The sequence below is a fragment of the Phenylobacterium sp. genome, from assembly GCF_036263695.1.
In the GTDB taxonomy this organism is placed as follows: domain Bacteria; phylum Pseudomonadota; class Alphaproteobacteria; order Caulobacterales; family Caulobacteraceae; genus Phenylobacterium.
The window spans coordinates 1-3,960 of sequence record NZ_DATAGM010000023.1 but is presented as its reverse complement, the minus strand read 5'-3'; the positions used below and the strand labels follow the sequence as shown (position 1 = coordinate 3,960).

The 3,960-nt window shown below is 72.3% G+C and carries 4 protein-coding genes; 3 read left to right on the top strand and 1 reads right to left on the bottom strand.

Annotation, left to right across the window (positions count from 1 at the left end; all coding sequences use genetic code 11):
* The 3 genes from VHK87_RS00785 to VHK87_RS00775 all read left to right on the top strand — a co-directional run.
* Positions 1-580 (top strand): M23 family metallopeptidase (locus tag VHK87_RS00785; RefSeq protein WP_329632991.1); only part of this gene is annotated, 580 nt, incomplete at its 5' end.
* 91 nt (positions 581-671) lie between these two features.
* Entirely contained in the window at positions 672-1,634 is a 963-nt protein-coding gene (locus tag VHK87_RS00780; protein WP_329632990.1) for a hypothetical protein, read from the top strand.
* A gap of 35 nt (positions 1,635-1,669) precedes the next feature.
* Positions 1,670-2,572, top strand: coding sequence for an alpha/beta fold hydrolase (locus VHK87_RS00775; protein ID WP_329632989.1), 903 nt, complete (start codon positions 1,670-1,672; stop codon positions 2,570-2,572).
* Here VHK87_RS00775 and tilS read toward each other — a convergent pair.
* A complete protein-coding gene (gene tilS / locus VHK87_RS00770) occupies positions 2,565-3,794 on the bottom strand; it encodes a tRNA lysidine(34) synthetase TilS (protein ID WP_414694082.1) in 1,230 nt (409 codons plus the stop codon). The two genes, VHK87_RS00775 and tilS, sit on opposite strands and share 8 nt — an antisense overlap.
* Positions 3,795-3,960: the final 166 nt, after the last annotated feature.

The window sequence follows — 3,960 nt, the reverse complement described above, 5'->3', positions numbered from 1 at the left end:
GGCGGGGATCGCGGTGAAGCGCGGGGCCTCCATCGGCCAGGTGGGGTCCACCGGCTCGTCCACCGGCGCCCACCTGCACATCGAGGTGCGCCGGGACGGCCGCCCGCTGAACCCCAGCTATTTCATCGGCAAGCAGTACGCGAGCGCCGAGGACGTGCCCTACCGCCAGGCCAGCTACGTGCCGCGCCGGGTCCGCATCGCCTACGTCTCCTACATTCCCAAGAGCAAGCGCGAGCAGATGGAGGCTCGCGAGGAGGCAAAGCTGCTGGCCGCCGAGGAGGCGCGGGCCGCCAAGGAACTGGCCGACGCCGAACGCCGGGCCAAAGCCCTGGGTGAGATCGACCAGCGCCTGGCCAGCCTCACCAAGCATCCCACCGGCCAGGCCGCGCCCCTGGAACGGCTGCCGGCCATGCCGCCCAAGGTCGAGTTGGCGCCGATGGTCGACATGCCGGTCAAGAAGGCCGAGCCGGCGAGCCCGCCGGCCGCCCAGAGCGGCGCCACGCCGCCCGCTCCGGCCTCGGTCACCATCAGCACCGACGCCAATGGCCGCGTGCGGGCCACCATCGACCCGGCCGGCTGACGCGCCTGCGGCGCGATGGCGCCGCCCTGGTTCGATCTTCTAGCGGGCTATCGGCGGTGATAGGTTCCCGGCCCTTCGACCAGGGATCTCCATGGAAGCCGAAAAGTTCAAGCGCAACTACGACCGCACGCGCGGCTACCTCGACAACATGGCCAAGCTTGAGCCGCGCGCCGTGCTGAACTCGGTCTACAGCGTCCTGCCGGTCGCCTTCGACACGCCCGAGCGCCAGCAGCAGGTGCGCCGCATCTACGAGAAGGCGGCCCGGAAGCTGTCGGTCTTCGACATCAACATCGCCCGGACGTTTTCCAGGGGCCGCGGCCTGAAGGTGGCCATCTGCTGCATGCCCAAGTCCGGCTCGACCCACATCATGACGTCGATCCAGCGGATCCCGGGCGTGGAGATGCCGGTCACCTACCTGCACAAGCCCTACATGAACCCGGACTTCGTGGGCGCCATGTCGGTGGAGCACGAGATCGACGAGCTGTCCCTGCTGTTCCTGGAACTGCGGGGCGGCGATTGGATCTCCCACATGCACACCAAGTGGACGCCCTACACCGAGCAGGTGTTCAAGGCCCACAACATCAAGCCCATCGTCGTCTTCCGGAACATCTTCGACGCCATCGTCAGCATGGACGACATGCTGCGGAAGGATCAGGTCAGCGGTTTCTCGATGATCCGCGTGCCGCAGAACTACGCCGCCATTCCTGACGCGGAGCGGCTGTCGTTCCTGTGCGGCTATGTGGGCACCTGGTACCTCGACTACGTAGTCTCCTGGTCGCGCATGAGCTCGCCGCACCTGAAGCTCTACTACGAGGAGGACGTGCTCGACTTCGGACCCGCCACCATGGGCAAGCTGCGCGACTTCCTGGGCCTGAAGGCCACCGACGCCGAGATGGCCGAGGCGTTCCAGCTGACGGACGAGGTCAAGGGCCGCTCCCGCTGGAACCAGGGCGTCGCCGGGCGCGGCGAGCGCATCCCGGCCGAGGCGCGCGAGCGGCTGCGCCAGCTCAGCCGGATATACGAGAAAGAAGTCGACTTCTCGAAGGTGCTCTGAAGCCGCCTCTGGCGAACGGGACCGAGCTCGACCATATGACGAAGGTGAGCCAGACACTCGAGCGGCCCTCGGCCGCGCAACGGTCCCGCCCGAACCGGCGGGGCGAGATGATCGACATCGGCAGGCGCAGCCTGCGGATGGTCCGCGCCGGCCCCGCCGAGGCCACCCCCACCGTCATCTGCGAGCACGGCGCGTTCGGCTGCGCCGCCGATTGGGCCGAGGTCCAGCACAGGCTGGCGGCCAACGGGCTGAAAAGCCTCGCCTACGACCGCGCGGGCCTGGGCCTCTCCGATCCCGGCCCGCCGCCCAGGCACGGCGCGGCGCTGGCCGACGACCTCGAGCGCCTGCTGGAGCGGGCGGGCGAGCCTGGCCCCTACATCCTGGTCGGCCACTCGATGGGTGGGCTGATGGTGCGGATCTTCGCCTGCCGCCATCCGGAGAAGATCCTCGGCGTGGTGCTGGTGGACGCTGTGACGCCGGACGTCTGGGAGATGCGGCACGCGCCGCGCGTGCTGGGCGCCTACCATGCCGGCATGCGGATGCTGGGCCTGGGCGCCCGCGTCGGCCTCATGCGGCCGGTGGCGATGGTGTTCGGCAACCTGATCGGCCTGACCGGCGAGGCGGCGATCGAGAAGCGGCGGATCTACGGCTCGCCGGCCCATGCGCGCGGGGCGGCGCTGGAAGTCGGCCGCTGGGCCGAGATTTCCGCCTTGGCCGGCGAGAAGGACTTCGACCCCGCCCTGCCGATCGCCGTGGTGACCGCCGGCCACGAGAACCTCTGGCCGCGGCTGAAGGCGCTGCAGGTCGCCCCGGCGCTGGCCTCTCGCCACGGCTATGTGGAGCACGTCGCCCGCGCCGACCACGCCAGCCTCCTCGGCGCCCGCTTCGCCGATCCTGTCGTGCGCGGCGTGGAGCATGTTCTGAAGGCGATCAGCTAGGCTCCCGCTCAACGGCCCCGCACGCGGCCAGCAGCCGTTCCAGGCCGAGAAAGCGCGCCTGCGTTCCGTCGTCCGCCAGCACCGGGCACGCCGCTTCGTGATCCCGGACCACAAGTGGCAAGGCGCTCCGGGCGCCCGCGCGCACCGCAAGCATCGCCCGCTGCTGCTCAGTGTTCAGCCGCTTCGCCGCCCCGGCCAAAGGCCGCACCTGCGCCGAACATCGAGCAAGCATCTCATAGCGGCCGTCCCAAACGACAGTGTCACCCGGCGGGAGGGGCGTCTCCGGCAGCCCGCCGCGGCCCGCTTCGCCAGCTTCACGCATGAACCAGGCGCTCTCGCCGGCGGCCTCGATCCGCGCGCCGGCCAAGGTCGCGGTCAACGCCGCCTCGCCGAGGAGCCGAGCGGCCAGGGCCTCGACGCGCTCGCGCCGCGGCGGGCGCTCCCCGCCGCCGGCGCAGAGGCAGGCGGCTGAGAGAAAGGCGGTCGCGGCGGACGTCTCGCGCAAGGCGCGCCGGGAGATGCGCATGACGTCGCCCGTCTCCAGGACCACCGCGCGGGCCAGCGCTGCGGCGCCCTCCGGTGGCGGCTCGGGCGGGACCGCCTCGGCATGCGCCCCGGCAGCGCGGGCCCGGGCGCGAGCGAAGCGAAGGTCCAGGTTGGCGGGATCTTCGATCCAGGTCTCGCCGCGGGCCGCCAGCCAGCCGCGGATCTCCGCCCGCCCGACCGCCAGCAGCGGGCGCAGCAGGAAGACGTCCCGGCCCTCAGGCCAGACGGGGGAGGGGCCCCACTCGCGCGCCAGCGGCGTCGTCGAGCCCTCGGCGCGCATGGCCAGCGTCTCGCTGAGATCGTCCGCCGTGTGGCCGAGCAGGATCACCCGGGCGCCGGCCTCACGCGCGGCCTCCGCCAGCAGCCGGTGACGGGCCAGCCGGGCGGCGGCAGGCAGGCCGCGGGCCGGCTTCTCGCCGCGCCAGGCCAGCGCCTGGAACGCCACGCCGAGGCGGGCGGCGGTCTCGGCGCAGCGCGCGGCCCAGGCGGGGCCCTCGGGCTGCAGGCCGTGGTCGACGTGCAGCGCGATGAGCCGCCGCCCGTTGGCCAGCGCCCAGGTATGCGCGCTCAGCAGCAGGGCGAGGGAATCGCCGCCGCCGGAGAAGGCGACCGCGATCGGCGTTCGGGTGTCGGCGCGCAGTCGGCGGCCGAGCGCGGGCCAGGCGCGCGCTTCGATGTCCGCGGGATCGCCGGCGGCGGTCGTGGCCTCGCGCCCTAGGCGGCGCACTTGGCCTGGGTGCGCGCCGAGGCGGCCCGGCTCTTCACGCCGGCGGCGGCGCTCGGATAGCGGCGGGCGAGTTCGGCCAGCGTCTGGCAGGCCTGAGTGGTGCGCTTGAGAGCGA

Bases quoted from the DNA above. Each gene is read 5' to 3' on its own strand.
- VHK87_RS00775 (WP_329632989.1), top strand. From the start codon at position 1,670: ATGACGAAGGTGAGCCAGACACTCGAGCGGCCCTCGGCCGCGCAACGG.
- VHK87_RS00780 (WP_329632990.1), top strand. From the start codon at position 672: ATGGAAGCCGAAAAGTTCAAGCGCAACTACGACCGCACGCGCGGCTAC.